The 18,153-nt window shown below is 48.7% G+C and carries 14 protein-coding genes; 11 read left to right on the forward strand and 3 right to left on the reverse strand.

The window, feature by feature from the left end:
* Positions 1 to 4: 4 nt before the first annotated feature.
* The gene (gene ligA / locus U719_RS02395; protein ID WP_023467083.1) at positions 5 to 1,999 is read left to right on the forward strand and encodes an NAD-dependent DNA ligase LigA; all 1,995 of its coding nucleotides are present in this window, start codon (positions 5 to 7) and stop codon (positions 1,997 to 1,999) included.
* 72 nt (positions 2,000 to 2,071) lie between these two features.
* Here ligA and U719_RS02400 read toward each other — a convergent pair whose 3' ends face one another.
* Positions 2,072 to 2,653, reverse strand: a complete 582-nt coding sequence (locus U719_RS02400; protein WP_023467085.1) for a class D sortase — start codon at positions 2,651 to 2,653, stop codon at positions 2,072 to 2,074.
* A gap of 134 nt (positions 2,654 to 2,787) precedes the next feature.
* On the opposite strand from U719_RS02400, the gene U719_RS02405 reads away from it, so the two are divergent.
* The 3 genes from U719_RS02405 to U719_RS02415 all read left to right on the forward strand — a co-directional run bounded on the left by U719_RS02405 (position 2,788) and on the right by U719_RS02415 (position 6,281).
* Positions 2,788 to 3,966 carry a CamS family sex pheromone protein gene (locus tag U719_RS02405; RefSeq protein WP_023467087.1) on the forward strand — a complete coding sequence of 393 codons (1,179 nt, stop codon included), beginning with the start codon at positions 2,788 to 2,790 and terminating at the stop codon, positions 3,964 to 3,966.
* Positions 3,967 to 4,237: 271 nt separating this feature from the next.
* On the forward strand, positions 4,238 to 5,092 hold the full coding sequence (locus tag U719_RS02410) for a MurR/RpiR family transcriptional regulator (protein ID WP_023467090.1): 855 nt from the start codon (positions 4,238 to 4,240) through the stop codon (positions 5,090 to 5,092).
* 13 nt (positions 5,093 to 5,105) lie between these two features.
* Complete coding sequence (locus U719_RS02415; protein WP_023467092.1) at positions 5,106 to 6,281, forward strand: M20 family metallopeptidase; 1,176 nt, start codon at positions 5,106 to 5,108, stop codon at positions 6,279 to 6,281.
* 56 nt (positions 6,282 to 6,337) lie between these two features.
* On the opposite strand, the gene U719_RS02420 is transcribed toward U719_RS02415, so the two are convergent.
* Entirely contained in the window at positions 6,338 to 6,532 is a 195-nt protein-coding gene (locus tag U719_RS02420; protein WP_023467094.1) for a YwbE family protein, read from the reverse strand.
* Positions 6,533 to 6,727: 195 nt separating this feature from the next.
* Here U719_RS02420 and U719_RS02425 point away from each other — a divergent pair, with 195 nt between their 5' ends.
* The 3 genes from U719_RS02425 (at position 6,728) to glsA (ending at position 11,228) form a co-directional block, all read left to right on the forward strand.
* Positions 6,728 to 7,585 (forward strand): DnaJ C-terminal domain-containing protein, encoded by an 858-nt coding sequence (locus U719_RS02425; protein WP_023467096.1) that lies wholly within the window; start codon positions 6,728 to 6,730, stop codon positions 7,583 to 7,585.
* Between the two features lie 6 nt (positions 7,586 to 7,591).
* Positions 7,592 to 10,168 (forward strand): ATP-dependent chaperone ClpB, encoded by a 2,577-nt coding sequence (clpB, locus tag U719_RS02430; RefSeq protein ID WP_023467097.1) that lies wholly within the window; start codon positions 7,592 to 7,594, stop codon positions 10,166 to 10,168.
* Positions 10,169 to 10,295: 127 nt separating this feature from the next.
* A complete protein-coding gene (gene glsA, locus U719_RS02435) occupies positions 10,296 to 11,228 on the forward strand; it encodes a glutaminase A (protein ID WP_023467099.1) in 933 nt (310 codons plus the stop codon).
* Here the strand turns inward: glsA and U719_RS02440 are convergent.
* On the reverse strand, positions 11,219 to 12,007 hold the full coding sequence (locus U719_RS02440; RefSeq protein ID WP_023467100.1) for a CHAD domain-containing protein: 789 nt from the start codon (positions 12,005 to 12,007) through the stop codon (positions 11,219 to 11,221). The two genes, glsA and U719_RS02440, sit on opposite strands and share 10 nt — an antisense overlap.
* Before the next feature lie 92 nt (positions 12,008 to 12,099).
* Between U719_RS02440 and U719_RS02445 the strand changes: the two genes are divergently transcribed.
* The 4 genes from U719_RS02445 (at position 12,100) to nagB (ending at position 18,109) form a co-directional block, all read left to right on the forward strand.
* A complete protein-coding gene (locus tag U719_RS02445) occupies positions 12,100 to 13,455 on the forward strand; it encodes an MATE family efflux transporter (RefSeq protein WP_023467101.1) in 1,356 nt (451 codons plus the stop codon).
* Complete coding sequence (gene mprF / locus U719_RS02450; protein ID WP_023467102.1) at positions 13,452 to 16,010, forward strand: bifunctional lysylphosphatidylglycerol flippase/synthetase MprF; 2,559 nt, start codon at positions 13,452 to 13,454, stop codon at positions 16,008 to 16,010. Before U719_RS02445 ends, mprF begins: the two co-directional genes overlap by 4 nt.
* A 183-nt stretch (positions 16,011 to 16,193) precedes the next feature.
* Entirely contained in the window at positions 16,194 to 17,351 is a 1,158-nt protein-coding gene (gene nagA, locus U719_RS02455) for an N-acetylglucosamine-6-phosphate deacetylase (protein ID WP_023467103.1), read from the forward strand.
* Positions 17,348 to 18,109 (forward strand): glucosamine-6-phosphate deaminase, encoded by a 762-nt coding sequence (gene nagB, locus U719_RS02460; RefSeq protein ID WP_023467104.1) that lies wholly within the window; start codon positions 17,348 to 17,350, stop codon positions 18,107 to 18,109. The genes nagA and nagB overlap by 4 nt, the downstream gene beginning before the upstream one ends.
* Positions 18,110 to 18,153 lie beyond the last annotated feature (44 nt).

An 18,153-nucleotide genomic window follows, 5' to 3' on the forward strand; every position in this document is an offset into this window, starting at 1 on the left:
ACAGATGGACGCAAGCCAGCGTATAAATGAGATTCGTCAAACATTGAACCGATACAGCTACGAATACTACGTGCTGGATCAACCAACGGTACCGGATGCGACGTACGATCAATTACTTCGTGAACTGACGGAGTTAGAAACAGAGCATCCAGAACTGATCACACCGGATTCGCCAACGCAACGCGTCGGCGCGGCACCGCTCGAAGCGTTCGAGAAGGTGACGCATGATTTACCGATGCTGTCGCTCGGAAACGTCTTTGATGAGACAGAAATTCGCGAATGGGTTGCTCGGATTGAGCGGTCGCTCGGACGTTCGACGACGTATGTCGCCGAACTGAAATTCGATGGACTTGCCATCTCGCTGAAATACGAAGACGGGCGATTCGTCCGTGGGGCGACGCGTGGCGATGGAACAGTTGGCGAAAACATCACGCAGAATCTACGGACGATCAAAGCGTTACCGCTTCGTCTGCAGGCAGAAGAGACGGTCGAAGTCCGCGGTGAGGCTTACATGCCGAAACAATCGTTCGAACGCTTGAATGAAGACCGGGCTAGCCGAGAAGAGACATTGTTCGCGAATCCGCGTAATGCGGCCGCAGGTAGTCTGCGTCAGCTGGATTCGTCGATTACAGCGTCGCGCAATCTGTCGTTGTTCGTGTATGGCGTCGGCGTCAATACGTTGACGGCCCGTTCACATAGCGAAGCGATGGCACAACTTGCCTCACTTGGGTTACCGACCAATCAACATATGCAGACGTGTGAGACGGTGGAAGAGATTCTTGCCTACATCGCACATTGGACGGAAGCACGCGCGAGCCTGCCATATGAGATCGACGGAATCGTCTTGAAAGTCGATCGATACGATGATCAGGAGGAGCTCGGCTTCACAGCAAAAAGTCCCCGCTTCGCAACAGCCTATAAGTTTGCAGCGGAAGAAGTCATGACGACGGTAGAAGACGTTGATTTCAGTGTCGGTCGGACCGGGAAAGTCACACCTCGCGCCCGTTTTGCACCAGTCGTCGTCGCAGGATCGACGGTGACGTATGCGACACTACACAACGCTGACTTCATCGCTGAAAAAGATATCCGCCTTCAGGACTCGGTCATCATTAAAAAAGCAGGCGATGTCATCCCGGCAGTCGTACAAGTCGTCACGGCAGAACGGACAGGAGAAGAGACACCGATCGTCTTCCCAACGCATTGTCCGGCCTGTCAATCGGAACTTGTCCGTCTCGAAGGTGAAGTCGACATCCGCTGTGTCAGTCCGGAATGTCCAGCGCAATTGATGGAAGGTATCATTCACTTCGTTTCGCGTCAGGCGATGAACATCGATGGTCTCGGTGAAAAAGTCGTCCGTCAATTGTATGATCATGAAGCAATCCGGACGATTGCCGATTTATATCGACTCGATCGTGAGGAATTATTGACGTTTGATCGAATGGGTGAGACGTCCGTTGATAAATTACTTGCGGCGATCGAAGCTTCGAAACAGAACTCGGTCGAGCGTCTCTTGTTTGGTCTCGGAATCCGTCTCGTCGGTCAAAAAGCAGCATATCTTTTAGCGGAACGTTTTGATTCGTTAGCAGGAATTGCAGCTGCAAGCTACGATGAGATTGTCGCAATCGATGGCATCGGTGGGAAAATCGCAGATTCAATCGTGAAGTACTTCGAACATCCGGAAGCACAGGCATTGATTCGTGATTTGGAACAACTCGGCGTTAATCAACGTTTCCTTGGTGAACGGGTCGATCAGACGAATGCACCGCTCGGCGGCAAAACGATCGTCTTGACGGGGACGCTCGAGAGCTTAAAACGGTCAGAGGCCGGTAAACGACTCGAAGCACTCGGAGCCGATGTGACAGGAAGTGTCAGTAAAAAGACGGACGTACTCGTCGCAGGGGAAAAGGCAGGCTCTAAACTGACGAAAGCGGAATCGCTTGGTATCGAAATTTGGGATGAAGCACGTCTGTTAGAAGAATTAGCTAAACACGAAGCGTGAGAAGAATGAATGAGAACAATCAAATAAAAAGGAAGGCGGAATTCCGCCTTCCTTTTTTCGTGTTCATCCTTGTCACGAAGCAATCGTCTCGCTCCGAATCAAAGTACCTTGTTTGATGAGACGATTCGTTGCCGTTTCTGGTGGATCACAGGTGATTAATGTGATGGTTGGGGAAGCGACAGATTGATCGAGGACGGACAATGTCGTCGGTGTGACAAGACGACTGGATGTGATGCGGTACGTATACCGATGTGTTTTTGTCGTGACGACGACGGTATCGCCTTTTTTGACGTCAGGCAGGCGATTGAAATGAAGCCCTTCCGTGAAACTTCGGTGTCCGGCGAGCGCATAATTGCCTTTTCCGGGTGATCCGGTTTCTGGAATATGACCGATACTACGGTCTAAGACCGCTGTCGTCGAGCCTTCTAAGATGACTTGCTCGAAATCTATGCTTGGAATCGATAGCAGTCCAACACCTGATTTTGCGAGCGGTTGTTTCGTCTCTTTTGCATCGACGGTCTTTAGACTTTTTGTCCATTGTTCTTTTAAATTGGCTGCCTCTTGTTCACGCTGATAGTCACTGATGAAGGGCCAAGCGATCAGAGCGATGCCTGCGAGTAAAAAAAGCAGACCGATGAATTTACGACGTGTCATGAGAAAAAGTCCTTTCGGATACGCTAAGGCGCATCATCTTTTTTAAAAATCAGGGAAAAACTTGTCCTTCCCCGATGGAAAACGATTCTGTTATGATAAAGAGAACGATTTAAAAACATGGGGTGCAAATAGAGATGAACTATAAAACAGCAGTAGCGTTGACGTTATCGAGCACGTTATTTTTAGGTGCTTGTTCGTTCGACCTTTCGCCAACGAGCGATACGAAAGAAGTCATTACTGAAAGTGAACAAGGTAAGGAAGTCCAAGCCGTTGTCAGTCCAGCCATTGATACGACGGATTCGTACTACCGGACGGTCTTGCCGTTTCGTCCAAGTGTTGCACGTGGAATGACACAAAAACGTGTCAGTTCACGTCTTGAGCTTGATGAAATCGAAACGGGTTTAATGCGTCACTCGACACAGTTTTTTGATCCGGAAAAATACTATTACCAAGAAGGTCAGTTACTCGAAGCCGACCAAATCGCGAAATGGTTGTTGCGAAAAGGAAAAGCAGGCGATGGCGTCAGCGATCCTGAAGGTCTGAACCCAGCTTATACGTCTGGTAAGTCGTATAAAGAAAAAAATCAAAAGTCACCTATGATTCTATCGCATATCTTAGAGCAAGACTACATGCTTGAAGAAGATAAGAAACTCGAACTCGGTGGCACGTCGATTGCGCTTGTCTTAAATAGTGAGTATGTGTTCCAAGATGAAAACTATGGACCAACCTATACCGTTAAACTTGATGAAAAGAAAGTCGTTGCTGAAGGAAAGCGGATGGCGAATGATTTAGTCAAGAAGATGCGTAAGACACAAGGGATGAAGACGACACCGATTCACGTCGCTCTCTACCTCCAGGAAAAAGAAGGGTCACCGGTTTCCGGTCACTATCTCTCGTCTGCCTTCATCGGTCGCGGGAATCAAATCAGTGCGAACGACTGGAAAAACTACAATGAGCGCTATTATTACTACCCGTCGGCACGTGCGACGAATGATGTGCGGGATGATGCGGCGAAATTCGATTTATTCAAAGACCGTCTAGAAGACTACTTCCCGAACTACACTGGTATGATGGGGGAAGGCTTCTATCAAGAAGATGAACTGAAAAAGCTTGAGATGAAGATTCCCGTTCAATTTTACGGAAAAGCAGAACTCGTCGCATTCGTTCAGTACGTGACGTATCTGCTTGAGAATCGTTGGGAGTATAATCGAAACATTCCAACGACGATTACTGTGACGAACTTGAACGGGGATACGGAAGCGATGCTATTCCTCGATCCGGATACAAAGAAACCGATCGTCAAGATTCGCTGATTTCTCGATTTACTTTATGAAGCGACATTCCTCCAATGGACGGAATGTCGCTTTTTTTATATAACGGACGCTGAAAGAGAGAAGTATATGAATCAGAAAGGAAGGGTATGGAAGAAGAATGGCATTTTGTTTCACTTTCCCATTTTTTAGATTTACGAAAGCTAGTAGGAGAGAGCATAATGAAAGAAGAACAGTTCTACAAACAGGAACGACGCGGTAAGTGATGAATCGTTAGTTCTTTTAAAAAGAAGAGGATAAAGGGGAGATTTAGATGAAAGGCGGTATCTATTCACAAATCGGTGCAGTTCGAGAGGAACTACCATCATCCTCACGAAAAGTCGCAGACTATGTCTTGACGCATATGAACCAAATTGCGCGCATGACGATCCACCAACTTGCAGAGGAATCAGATACAAGTGCCGCTGCAGTCGTCCGCTTCTGCCGCGCGCTCGGATTAAAGGGATACCCGGAGTTGCGGATGCGCATTTCTGCCGATACAGCACGGACGGATTTAAAAGGGTATCACGATATCGAAAAGGATGAACGTCCTGTCGACTTGATTGAAAAAACGCTTAGTAACAGCATTCAAGCGTTACAGGATACTGCGAAGCAGTTGAATGATGAACGGATTGCGGATGCGATTGATGTGATTGATCAGGCACGCGCGATTTATTTTTACGGGATTGGGGCATCGCATGTCGTAGCTGAAGACGCTGCTCAAAAATGGACGCGTGTCGGGAAACTGGCGATTCAAGAAACGGACCAGCATCTACTTGCAACGATTTTAGCGAATGCACGTAAAGAAGATGTCTTCTTTGCGATTTCCTACAGCGGAGAAACGGAAGAGGTCGTCGAGTTGATCCGTTTGGCGAAAATCCAAGGGCTGAGGGTCATCAGTCTGACACGTTTCGGGGACAATCGGATCAGCCAACTCGCGGATATCGCGCTTTGGACATCCCGCGCACCGGAAGCGCCGCTTCGTAGTGCAGCGCTCAGTTCGCGTCTCGCCCAACTATTTGCAATCGATGTCTTGTTCTTATCGTATGCTGCGGGACATTATGAAGACACGCTCGAACGTCTTCAATACACGCGAGAAAGCGTTAAGACACTGCATCAAAAGAAATAAGGGGGATACATATATGTCAGAACGAACTGCCGGACTAGACGCGTTGTATCCAGAAATGGTCGAGCGCCGTCGTTATTTACATCAGCACCCAGAGTTGTCGTTTCACGAAGTCGAGACCCCGCGTTATATCGCGCGACATTTAAAAGCGCTCGGAATCGAAGTCAGGACGGAGGTCGGCGGACGTGGTGTCGTCGGGTATATTCGTGGAGGAAAACCGGGGAAGACCGTCGCGTTACGTGCTGACTTTGATGCCTTACCGATTGCTGACGCTAAAGAGGTCGCGTATCGGTCAACGGTTCCGGGTGTGATGCATGCATGCGGTCACGATGGTCATACGGCGACGTTGCTGGCCGTCGCAGAGACGCTCATGCAACAGCGGGAATCATTACCGGGGAACGTCGTCTTGATTCATCAACATGCGGAAGAAGTCGTTCCGGGCGGTGCACGCGATATGATTGCGGACGGTTGTCTCGAAGGGGTCGATGTCATCTTCGGAACGCATCTTTGGTCAACAATCGATTTAGGACATGTCGGTGTTCGGACCGGTCCGATCATGGCAGCGGCTGATAAGTTCGAGCTGACCTTATATGGAAAAGGCGGACACGGTGCGAAACCACATGAGACGATTGATGCTGTCTTACTCGGGGCAACGATCGTTAAGGAATTACAATCAATCGTCAGTCGTCAACTCAATCCACTGGAACCGGCAGTCGTGACCGTCGGAACATTACATGCGGGGAATACGTTTAATGTCATCGCGGATCAAGCGACGTTGACAGGAACGGTCCGGACGTTTGATGAAGCGACAGCGGACGAGATCATCGAGCGGATGGAGCGGACGATCAAAGGAATCTGTGAGGCAGTCGGAGCAACGTATCACTTTACATACGAAAAAGGCTATCCAGCTGTCATCAACCATGCTGCACCCACCGCATTGATTGAATCTGTCGCACGAGAAGTTCTAGGAGACGAGCGTGTATTTGAGATCGAACCAACGATGGGTGGCGAGGATTTTGCTTATTATCTGCAACACGTACCGGGCGCGTTCTTCTTTACAGGAGCGGGAGATGCTTCGTATCCACCGCATCATCATCCGCAGTTTGATTTTAAGGAGCCGGCGATGCTCGATGCAGCGCGTATTCTCGTCGAAGCGACGTGGCGGTATTTAGAACAAGCGACTGAAGCATGAAAAAAATCGCTCGTCTTGACTCCGAAAAGGAATCAGGGCGAGCGATTGCTGTCTTTTTATCCTAAAATTTCTTGAACACGACCGACTTGACCGTCTTCTAAGCGCACTTTAATCCCGTGCGGATGCTGCGGTGATTTCGTGAGAAGGTCTTTGACGATTCCTTCTGTTCGTTTACCTGTTCGTTGATCTTGCTTCAACACGATGCTGACTTTAAGACCAGGCGTGATATTTTTACGTGTTTTACCGTCCATCTGTAAATCCTCCCATCGTTCATTTCCTGTTTGGCTATCAGTATAACATGGTTCAGTCGGTGAAACTTGTTTGTCGCAAGGACGTAAAGTGAAAAGAGAACAGAATGTCAGAAAAAAGTTTGACTATATTTGACCAATTAAGATACGACTTTTATAATTAAGGTAATGAAGTATAGGAAAAGGAAGTGAATTCGAATGGCAAAAGACTACTACCAAACACTCGGTGTCGCAAAGGATGCATCGAATCAAGATATTAAGCGCGCGTACCGCAAATTGGCGAAGCAGTATCACCCGGACGTCAATAAAGAGGCGAGTGCGGACCAGCGTTTCAAGGATATCCAAGAAGCCTTCGATGTGCTTGGAGATGAGGAAAAACGAGCGCAGTATGATCGATACGGCAGTAACTTCGACCAGATGGAAGGCGCTGGAGCTGGTGGCGCTGGAGATTACGAAGATCTGTTCCGACAGTTTGGAGGTGGTGGACGGACACGACCTGGACAATCGTTCGGATTTGAAGACATGTTTGGTTCGTTCTTTAGTCAGGAAGAAGTGTCGACCGATGAAGAGCTTGAATTGACGGTCCCACTCAGTCATCTTAGTACGAACGAAAAAGTCACGGTGCGTCTTGCGACGGGTTCGATCCAGCTGACGCTTCCGAAAGATGTCTATGACGGTAAAAAAGTCCGCTTACGTGGAAAAAGTTCAATGCGTAACCGACAAGGTGTCGCGGGAGATGTTTACGTGACGATTCACTTGAAGGATGACGATCAATTCCGACGGGTCGATCAAGACGTCATTTCAACCGTCCGTGTTCATCCGACGACGCTTGTGCTTGGAGGCGAAGTCGTCGCAGATACGCTTGAAGGGAAACGAATCAAACTGAAAGTCAAACCGGGCACGAAACCAGGAGCACGACTCCGGATTCCGAATCGTGGTCTCAGTCAAGCGAATGGTCATCGTGGGGCGTTACTCGTTCAACTCGAAGTCAAGTTACCTGAGATGGACCGTGCCTTTTATGAAGAGTGGGAACGTCAACTTGCAGTGAAGGAGTGATCAAGGATGGATTTTGAACGTTTAACGGATCGGGCACACGAGGGAATCGTCTCTGCCCAAGCGATCGCGAAACAACGTCGTCATAGTGAAATCACAGAATGGCATTTGTTACTTGCCTTACTTGCTCAAGAAGAAGGAATTGCACGAGTTGTCTTTGAAAAGTTGAATCAACGGATTGAGACATTGAATGCTGCGATTGACGAGGCGATTGGTAAACTTCCTGCCTTGTCCCAGGCGACGACGCCTCGGATCGGGGGCTCGTTGCTGAACGTGTTGACGGAAGCAGAGACGGAAGCGCGCCTCATGCAGGATGACTATGTCTCCGTCGAACACTTATTGCTAGCATTGATCAAACAATCAAGTCCAGCAGCTCAGTACCTACGTCGTCAAGGCATCACAGAAGAGACACTCCGGGAAGCGATCGTCAGTATGCGAGGCAATCGGAAGGTCACGACGAAAAATCCTGAAGAGACGTTTGATGTGCTGAAAAAATATGGACGTGATCTCGTAGCGGATTTCCGGTCTGGGAAAACAGACCCGGTCATCGGTCGTGATGATGAGATTCGACGTGTCATCCGGATTTTGAGTCGGAAGACAAAAAACAATCCCGTCTTGATTGGAGAACCCGGCGTCGGGAAAACGGCAATCGTTGAAGGACTCGCGCAACGGATCGTCCGAGGAGATGTACCGGAGAGTCTGAAGAACAAGCAGTTGTTCAGTTTAGACATGAGTGCGCTCGTCGCTGGTGCGAAATACCGTGGTGAGTTCGAAGAGCGACTGCAAGCAGTCTTGAATGAAGTCAAGGAAGCCGAAGGACAGATTCTCTTGTTCATCGATGAGCTGCATACGATTGTCGGTGCTGGGAAGACGGACGGCGCAATGGATGCCGGAAACATGCTCAAGCCGATGCTTGCGCGAGGAGAATTGCACTGTATCGGTGCGACGACGCTGGATGAGTACCGGAAGTATATCGAAAAGGACCCGGCGCTCGAACGTCGCTTCCAACAAGTCCTCGTCGCGGAACCAGATGTCGAGGATACGATCTCCATTCTGCGTGGACTAAAAGAACGATTCGAGATTCACCACGGTGTACGGATTCATGACAATGCGCTCGTCGCGGCGGCGATGTTATCCGATCGGTATATTACGGATCGGTTCATGCCGGATAAGGCGATTGATCTCGTTGATGAAGCATGTGCGATGATTCGGACCGATATGGAGTCGATGCCAGCTGAACTCGATTCGCTCGTCCGTCGAGTCATGCAGCTCGAAATCGAGGAAGCAGCGTTAAAGAAAGAGACGGATGAAGCATCCCGGAAACGACTCGCCGTCTTACAGCAAGAACTCAGTTCTGTCCGAGAAGACGAGAGTGCGCTACGGACACGATGGGAACGGGAGAAAGAGAGTTCGCAAAGTGTTCAGCAGTTACGTGCGGATCTTGAGAAAGCGAAACTGGCGTTACAAGAAGCGGAAGGGCGCTATGACTTGAACCGAGCATCGGAAATCAAGTACGGGCAAATTCCGGATCTTGAGGCACGTCTGAAAGTCGCGGAAGAGTCATCTGAACACGTCTCACACGAACTCGTTCGAGAAGCGGTGACGGAAGAAGAGATATCCGACATCGTTTCGAAATGGACCGGTATTCCGGTGACGCGGCTTGCTCAGGGCGAACGCGAAAAATTACTTTATCTTGAAGATACGCTTCATGATCGCGTCTTCGGTCAAGACGAAGCAGTCCGTCTCGTCGCGGACGCTGTCATTCGAGCGCGAGCAGGCATCAAGGATCCGAACCGTCCGATTGGCTCGTTCTTGTTCCTCGGTCCGACAGGGGTCGGGAAGACAGAACTCGCAAAAGCCTTGGCAGCGGCGATGTTCGATAGTGAAGATCACATCGTCCGTATCGATATGTCGGAGTATATGGAAAAACACAATGTCTCCCGTCTCGTCGGTGCGCCTCCGGGATACGTTGGTTATGAAGAAGGCGGTCAATTGACGGAAGCCGTCCGACGGAGCCCGTATTCGGTGCTGTTGTTCGATGAGATTGAAAAAGCGCACGGGGACGTCTTTAATATCTTGCTTCAGTTGCTAGACGATGGTCGATTGACGGATGCGCAAGGACGTGTCGTCGACTTCAAGAACACGATCGTCATCATGACGTCAAACATCGGGGCACCGATCCTGCTTGAAGCAGCCAAAGATGGTGTCATCGATGCAGCGGAAGAGGAAGCCGTTCGCCAAGAACTGAAGCGCCACTTCCGACCGGAGTTCTTGAACCGGATCGATGATACGATTTTATTCCATCCACTCCACCGGACGGAAATCGAACGAATCGTCGACAAAGCGGTCGAGAAAATGAGTTCACGTTTATCTGGACGTGGTATTACGATTGATGTCACGGATGCTGCGAAGACGTTGATTTTCGAAGAAGCATTTGAACCACAATACGGCGCGCGTCCAATCAATCGTTATATGCAACGAACGATTGAGACGAAACTTGCCCGTGCCTTGATTAGTGGGGCGATTCAAGATGGTGCCCGGATTGCGATTGATGTAGAAGACGGTGAACTTGTCGTCCACGGATGAAGCAGATGCTAGAAAAAGGAGTCGACTCGGCTGAAACGAGTCGACTCCTTTTAGCGTTTACGGAAGAACCATATCCGTATCCGTCAGATGCGTGATAAGCTAGAAAAAAAGAGAAAGAGGGAACGCCATGAATGTTACACAAGCCCAACTCGAGGAGTTGATTGAAGAATGCCGTCCGTATACGGTGCTTGGACAAGTCGCCAGTTACATCCCAGAGCTTGCGAAGGTTGATCCGACACAGCTCGGAATCGCCGTCTGTAATGCCGACGGAACGTTCGTTTCGGCAGGTGATGCGGATACGATGTTTACGCTACAGAGTGTATCGAAGATCATCACGCTCGCATTCGTCCTCGAGACATTCGGAGAAGATTATGTCTTTTCAAAAGTCGGGATGGAACCGACGGGCGATGCGTTCAATTCGATCGCAAAACTCGAAGAGACGATTCCAACAAAACCGCTTAATCCAATGATCAATGCAGGAGCACTAGCCGTGACGAGCATGTTACCGGGAACGGATGCTGCCGATAAATTACTTCAATTGCGTCAATTCATCGCAAAGCTATTGGATATTGAAGTAGAAATGGTAAAATATGACGCAGATGTTGCTGAATCGGAATTCGAAACGACGGATTTAAATCGCGCATTATTGTACTTCATGCGCTATCACGGTGTCATCGAAGGCAATGTCGAAGAAATCATCGACGTCTATACGAAACAATGTGCGATTTTGACGAACTGTAAAGGACTTGCCATGATGGGGAAAATTTTGAGTACATCTGGAAAAACACCATCAGGACGCCAAGTCATTTCACGTCGGAACGCACGAATCATTCGAGCGATCATGACGACGTGTGGCATGTACGATGCATCTGGAGAATTTTCCGTCCAAGTCGGGCTTCCAGGAAAAAGTGGTGTTTCCGGTGCAGTCGTTGCTTGCGGTCGAAGTGATTTCGATATGGCTGATCTCGGAATCGGTGTCTTTGGACCATCGCTTGACGCAAAAGGAAACTCCATTGCCGGAACAAAAATGCTGGAATTACTCGTTCAACGTCATCCATGAGCGATTTCAATCTGATCAAGCGCAGAACGTAGCTCGTCCTCTAACCGCTTGATCTGACGCAAACGCTCTTCTTGATAAGCAGATGGAACCTCGAAAGAGCGCCATCTTTCTAATCGCTGATACGTATCATTGATGTGTCCGAGTCGTGTCTGGGTTGTCTTTAGACGATCAACAGCAGACTTCGGTTGATGCGTGTAGGGACGAAGGTACTCGACCGTATAACGGTATGCTTTTGTAGCAAGCCGTAATTCATGCATCCGTTCGACACGCTTCGTTCCATCCTTTCGTTGCACTTTTTCAAATTGTTCACGTTTTTTCTCATAGCGTTTCTCAGCGGCCTGAATCAGCTCTTTTTCTGACATCCGCTTGAGGCGCTTTGTCATCGGACCAGCTAAAAAGCGACGAACGGATCGATCCAGTTCATTGGAGATCAAGAGATGCATCGTCTCGATTAAAGTCGAACGTTTTCCTTGAAGTTGCAGAGCGACATGGTTCGCGAACAACTGATCGATTTCTGTTTTGTTTGAGGTCGCTTCGAGTTGTACGTCGAGGTCACGGACTTCGCCGAAAGCATGCATCAGCCGCTTCCAAATCAAATAAACGGGTTCCTCCGTCAAATCGACCAATCGGGCGAATGTGATCAGTTTCCGTAACCGAATCCGCGCTTGATGGACATCTTCCGGATTCTCAAACGTTTGAGCCTCTTTGGCATAATGATTGAAGGTCGACCATGTCTCAAGCAGTTCGAAAGTCAGCTTTTCAGTATCTCGATGGTTCATGAGATGAATCCCTCCTCGGATTATTTTCGTAAGAGTTCAAGAGTGCTAGGTTTTAAAATTAAGGAGGACTCCTCCTGAAATGTGGTGGAAACATGTTAGAAACAGTTACGTTCTCAGGAAAGATGAAGCAATTCATGAAAATTTTCTTTCCCATCCTCGTAACGCAAGTCGCGTTTTACTTAATTAGTTTTTTCGATACGGTCATGGCCGGTCGATATGGTTCTGCTGATTTAGCAGGCGTCGGGGTCGGAGCAAGTCTCTGGGCACCCGTCTACACAGGACTGACCGGTATTCTACTTGCCGTCGCACCGCTCGTTTCCCAAGCGATGGGAGCGAAACGCGAGCGGGAAGTCAAACGGATCGTCATGCAGGCGTTGTACGTTGCTGTTGTGATCATTGGTTTGACCGTAGTCATCGGACTTATTGCTGTCAATCCGATTCTCGAACGGATGGAGTTATCAGCAGAGGCGCGTGAAGTCGCGCGAAATTATCTCGTGATGTTAGCACTCGGGATCGTACCGATGTTCGTTTTCTTCGTTTTACGAACACTCGTCGATTCATTAGGTAAATCAAATATCACGATGGTCTTACTACTAATCTCTTTACCCATTAACGTCCTTTTCAATTATCTATTCATCTTCGGAAACTTCGGTTTTCCGGAACTTGGTGGAGTGGGCGCGGGAGTTGCGACTGCCATCACGTACTGGATTCTCTGTCTAGCGATCATCGCTGTCGTCTTCAAAGGAGAATTATTTCAACGCCTTGGGATTCTGCGGCGCTTTTACCGTCCAGATATGAAGCGAATCAAGGAATTGATTCTACTCGGTGCTCCGATTGGTCTAGCGATTTTTTCTGAAGTCAGTATTTTCTCGGCGGTCACGTTGCTGCTCGGAGCGTACGGCGATGTCATCATCGGTGCCTATCAAGCGGCCATCAACTTCGCTTCGTTCGTCTATATGATCCCATTATCTGCTGCGTCCGCTTTGACGATCACAGTCGGTTTTGAGGTCGGTGCCAAACGAATCAAGGACGCTGTCCAGTACGTCGTCATTGGATTGACGATGTGTGTTGCCGTCTCCTTGTTCTCCGGGATCTTGTTGTACTTAAAGAATGAAGAACTTGCCGCTTTATATAGTCGTGATCCTCAAGTCATCGAAGCAGCCGCACACTTCATGATTTTAGCGATTTTCTTTCAACTGTCGGATGCCGTTGCTGCACCGACGCAAGGTGCATTACGTGGATTCAAGGATGTCAACGTCACCTTCTTGTTGACGATTGCTGCCTACTGGGTCATTGGACTACCATTAGGTTTTTATCTCGAACGCTATACGACGCTCGGGCCAGATGGTTACTGGTGGGGATTGATCATCGGTCTTGCGGTCGGAGCAACGCTACTACTTGTTCGTCTTATGCATTTAATCCGTAAATCAAGGAGGCTGGCAGCTTGAAATTCTCAAAACAACGCATCATGACGATTGCGAAGATCATCTTGCCGATCGTCTTGATTGGATTCATTTTTTATCAAGGACAAAACGAATTGCGTAGTTTGTCGCTACAGGAATCGATTCAAGCGATTCGTCAAGTCCCATCTTGGCAATTCATCCTGTTGATTCTCGCAGGTCTTGCGGCAGTCTCGACGATGTTCTTTTATGACTTCTTCTTATTACGTTCATTGGAGGCGAAAGCACCGATCGGACTAATCTTCCGAGCATCCTGGATTGCGAACTCCTTTAACGGCATCATCGGATTCGGCGGTCTCGCTGGGATGGCGATCCGCTCCGCTCTTTATCGACCATTCGTTGAAGGTGGTCGTTTGTTGAAGGCGATCGGCTGGATGGCACCGACGTTGATCAGTGGATTGTCCATCTTATCTGCCTTATCGCTTCTGCACGTTTTTCCGGCGTTTGAAGTGCTCGATTTAAAAAAATGGCTGTGGCCCGTCATCATTGGTGTCGCATTCTTCTTTCCACTCTATCTGCTGTTCTCGTTTCGACGAGGCAATAGTAGCATCCATCCGAAATCGATTGCGTTATATTCACTCGTCTCACTCGCAGAATGGTTCAGTGCTGGCGTTGTCGTCTATCTGATTTTGGCAGCGCTCGGAACGGATGTCAGTTTCTCAAAAGTCATCGGTGTTTTCATCATCGCTGCGACAGCCGGTTTGATCTCGATGGTACCGGGTGGGTTTGGTTCGTTTGACTTAGTGTTTTTGATCGGCATGCAGCGTGCGGGTGTCGAGGAAGGCATCGTCTTGACAGGATTATTGATCTACCGTCTTGTCTACTACTTGATTCCGTTCCTGATCGGTGTCATTTTCTCAGCTCGGGAGTTCAGCGGTCCGGTCGTCAAGATGATCGAAGACAAACCGATCGTTGGTCCATCGATGGAGGTCGGGGGCGTCATTTGGCGCTTACAACTGCGATTCCTCAGTAAAATTCGTCATTTCACACTCGCATTGATCACACTCGTTGCCGGGATCACGATCTGGGGATTGGCGATTTTACCACCTGTCTCGACGCAATATGAATATTTGGAATCGAAATTACCGCATGAAGCGCTATTACTCGCGAATAGTTTCTTCTTGATGGGCGGCTTATTGTTCGTCCTCTTATCGACAGCACTGTATCGTCGAACAAAACGGTCGTTATATATGATGTACGGGGCATCTTTTTTCGCATTGATTGGAATGGCACTTCGTGGTTTTAACTTGATTTCTTTCCTTGCCGTCATCCTCGTTCTCGTCTTGCTACTGATGTCGCGAAAAGCATTTCACCGAGAACGAACGCTCATTACGACGACACGCTTCATCCGGGTTGCCTTCGCTGGTCTATTGTACATTGGAGGATTCGTCTTTTTTGGATACGCCTTCTATACACTCGGATCAGCAGATGGAACAAAAGTGTATCCGGCACACGAAATTTTCATGTTTGCAGCGAGTGCCTCTATCTTTGCGCTCGTGTATGTTCTCGTCTTCATCCGCTTATTCAACACATTCAATCAACCGGTTCTCGGTGAGCGATTCGATGCTGAAAAGATCGAATCGGTATTGCGTGAGCAGGGTGGGAATTATTTGAGCCATCTCGCGTTTCTAGGTGATAAACGTTTCTTCTTCTCCGAAACAGGACGTTCATTCATCCAGTTCAGTCAGACTGGTAATCGGATCATGGTCCTTGGCGACCCCAGTGGAGATCCGAAGGAACATTCACAAGTCATCGCGTCTTTCTTACGTCGCGTCGAAGATCTTGGATATATTCCGAACATCTATCAAATTCAAGCGCAAAATATGTCTCTCTATCATGATTTTGGCTTCAACTTCTTCAAACTTGGTGAAGAAGCGATCGTTGATATTCCATCTTTCACTGTATCAGGAAAAAAACGAGCTGGACTTCGGTCGATTAAAAATCGCTTTGAACGAGAGGGCATGACGTTCGAAGTAGTCGAGCCACCTATTTCAGGAACTCTATTAGCAGAACTACAAGAGGTCTCCGACGAATGGTTAGGCGGTAAGTCCGAGAAAGGCTTTTCGCTCGGTTACTTCCACGAACCTTATTTAAACCGGGCACCGATCGGCATCATGCGTGAAGCGGAAGGACGATTGATCGGGTTCATGACATTCATGCCTGCTTACCAAGAAGGGGTCCTATCGATTGACTTGATGCGTTTTCGACCAGATGGACCGAATGGAATCATGGATGCGATGTTCATCCGACTATTCGAGTATGCGAAAGATGAAGGCTACCACACGTTCAACATGGGAATGGCTCCGCTTTCGTCTGTCGGAGAAGACGAGACGTCCTTCTGGCAAGAACGTGTGGCAGCGGATGTCTTCAATAATATTCGCTACATGTATAGCTTCACCGGTCTACGACGATACAAAGAAAAGTATGATCCAAAATGGGAAGGACGATATCTGGCTTACCGAAAGCGTCAATCGTTACCGATGGCAATCTTAAAAGCAACGCGTCTGATTTCTCGAAAGAAAGACCGGATTTTATTACCATGATCGACTGACGCATGAAGTCGGCAATCGACGGGTATACAAAGGGCGACCCTATATCTACGGATATGCGGGATCGTCCTTTTATAATTTTGTTTAAATGTACAAAGGTCTATACAACTAGAATTAATCGCGTTATACTAGATACGGAAGCAAGTCATGGAACGGATAGAGAAAGGAAGATGCCAGATGACAGTGATCATCAATGCTCGGATTTACACGGGAGAGCAGACGATTGAAGACGGCTTCATTCGTTTTGACCGAACAATCGAGGCGATTGGACCCATGTCGAAATTCGAGGAAATCGCAGGAGAAGAGATGATCGATGCGCAGCATCAATCACTCATTCCGGGAATGATCGATGTGCATATTCATGGGGGATATGATGTCGATGTCATGGATGGAGATGTCGAGAGGTTGCGTCATTTCAGCCGACAGATGTTACAAGAAGGTGTGACATCATTTTTAGCGACGACGATTACTCAGGACTGGGGAAATATCACACGCGCGCTTGAGACGGTCCGAGAAGTCGTAGCGCAAGACGATACAACGATCGTCGGCGTTCATCTTGAAGGACCATTCATCAATCCGGATTATGCGGGTGCACAGCCTCACGAACATATCGTCGAACCGGATGTCGAGCAGTTCTTGAAATGGCAAAAAGCAGCAGGGAACACGATCAAGCTCGTCACATACGCTCCGGAACGCCCGGGAGCACGGGCGTTCGAAGAAGCGGTGCGCTTGACGGGTGCGATTCCGTCAGCCGGACATACAGACGCGACGTATGCCCAAAACCAAGCCGGTCACGTCACGCATGGTACCCACCTCTACAATCAAATGCGGGCACTTCATCACCGGGAACCAGGCACGGTCGGATATTGCCTCCTGACACCAGACGTCTATGCGGAGATCATTCCGGATGGGATTCACAGTGCGCCAGAAATGGTCGACTTCGCCTACCGAATGAAAGGCGCAGATCGACTGATCGTCATCACGGATGCGATGCGTGCAAAAGGATTAGCTGATGGTGAATATGAGTTAGGTGGTCAGGCTGTATTCGTTCGAGACGGTGCGGCACGTCTTGAAAACGGTAGCTTAGCTGGAAGTGTCTTAACGATGGACGCCGCCTTACGGAATATCATCGCCTATACAGGCTGTTCGCTCGAAGAAGCGGTCCGCATGACATCGGTCAATGCGGCAAAAGAACTTCAATTGACTCAAAAGGGAAGCCTCTCGGTCGGCAAGGATGCGGACATCGTCCTGCTCGACGAAGCGCTACACATTCAAGAAACGATTCATCGTGGTACGCGACACCGGATCACGAACGGAAAGGAGTCTACCTCATGAAATGGATGATCGTAGAAAAAGGAGAAGAATTAGCACAGGTGGCCTATCAATTTTTGAAACAGGAAATTGAGCGTCACCCGGAAGGTTTGACGGTAGGACTGGCAACGGGAAGTTCACCGGTCGGCGTCTATGAAGAATGGCGGAAGGATTCGCTCGATTGTCGACATGTGACGACGGTTAATCTAGACGAATATGTCGGTCTCAGCCCAGAGCATCCACAAAGTTATCATAAGTTCATGCAAGAGCATCTATTCAAAGATGTCGCGTTTAAGGAATCATTCGTTCCAATCGGGGACACAGAAGATCCCGTGCGCGAAAGTGAACGATATGAAGCGCTCGTCCGCAATCGAGGAATCGACATTCAATTACTTGGAATCGGAGCGAATGGACACATCGCCTTCAATGAACCAGGTACACCGTTCGATGCTAAGACACACGTAACGGAATTGACAGAGTCGACACGAGAAGCGAACCAACGATTCTTTGATCGATTAGAAGAAGTACCGACGAAGGCGATCACGATGGGAATCGGTACGATCATGGAAGCGAAGAAAATCCTTCTCGTTGCTTCTAGTGAACGAAAGGCAGAAGCGGTTCGCGACATGATGGAAGGTGTCGCAACAACGGATTGTCCAGCGACTGTACTCAAGCGTCATGCTGATGTCATGGTGATTTTGGACGAAGAAGCTGCATCTTTATTGTCAGATGACGCTAAACGTACAGGACGAGCGGCTTATCTGAATTTCATGAAAGTATGACGATGGAAGAGCGATGAATCAAAAGGGATAGAGACAATCATTGG

Origin of the sequence: Exiguobacterium sp. MH3, assembly GCF_000496635.1 — a bacterium.
Lineage (GTDB): Bacteria > Bacillota > Bacilli > Exiguobacteriales > Exiguobacteriaceae > Exiguobacterium_A > Exiguobacterium_A indicum.